Source organism: Micromonospora sp. DT4 (genome assembly GCF_049841675.1).
Classification (GTDB): Bacteria; Actinomycetota; Actinomycetes; order Mycobacteriales; family Micromonosporaceae; genus Micromonospora.
This window is the reverse complement of record NZ_JBNCKT010000334.1, coordinates 1-683: the sequence shown is the minus strand read 5'-3', so window position 1 is coordinate 683 and position 683 is coordinate 1. Positions and strand designations below refer to the sequence as shown.

The 683-nt window shown below is 61.6% G+C and carries 1 protein-coding gene; it reads left to right on the top strand.

Features of this window, described 5'->3' with window-relative positions; translation table 11 throughout:
- Positions 1-157: 157 nt before the first annotated feature.
- Positions 158-373, top strand: a complete 216-nt coding sequence (locus tag ACLQ24_RS29970; protein WP_425895093.1) for a DUF397 domain-containing protein — start codon at positions 158-160, stop codon at positions 371-373.
- Positions 374-683: the final 310 nt, after the last annotated feature.

Sequence of the window (683 nt, the reverse complement as noted above, 5' to 3'; positions counted from 1 at the left end):
GAAATCCTTGTTCCGCAAGCCCGAAGTCCGCTACGCCGCCTCCTGACCATCAACTATTTGCCTTACGGGTCAATAAGGCTGCCGCGTTGGCCCCTGACCAGAGCATCGGCCTACTGCGCGCCGCCGCTCAACGCCTCTCGCCTACAGGAGTCCTAACATGACCGCACGAGTATTCGCGAACTGGCGTAAGGCCAGTCGCAGTGATCAAGGCAACTGCGTCGAGATCGCCCAGGCCGACGACAGCACTGTCGGAGTGCGCGACTCCAAGGACAGCACTGGACCGATGCTGGAGTTCACCGCCACGGTGTGGGCAGCCTTCAGCAACGGTCTCCGTGCTCGTACCGGCGATGGGCGGCTGCCCCCACGTGCGTGAGCCGAAGCGACACGTGTGCCACCGGGATACGCCTGCGATCGGCTTTGGACCCGGTCAAAACTGTCTGCTCCTCACCAACGCTCTGCGCCCCGCACCGGGGGTCACCGACACACATCTTCATCGATGCTCATCGGAGTCGCCGACTGACACCTCGACAGGAAAACGAGTGATACTCCATGGTCTGACGAGGGCATCCAGGAAGCGCATCTCAGCCGTGGACTCCGAGCCAGAAACTTACGACTTGGTGCGCGATAGCTGAGTGACCCGCGCGGATCATGAAGATGGCCGTGCGGGACGATCATGATTGTGA

Coding starts and splice junctions, on each gene's coding strand:
- ACLQ24_RS29970 (WP_425895093.1), top strand. CDS start 158: ATGACCGCACGAGTATTCGCGAACTGGCGTAAGGCCAGTCGCAGTGAT.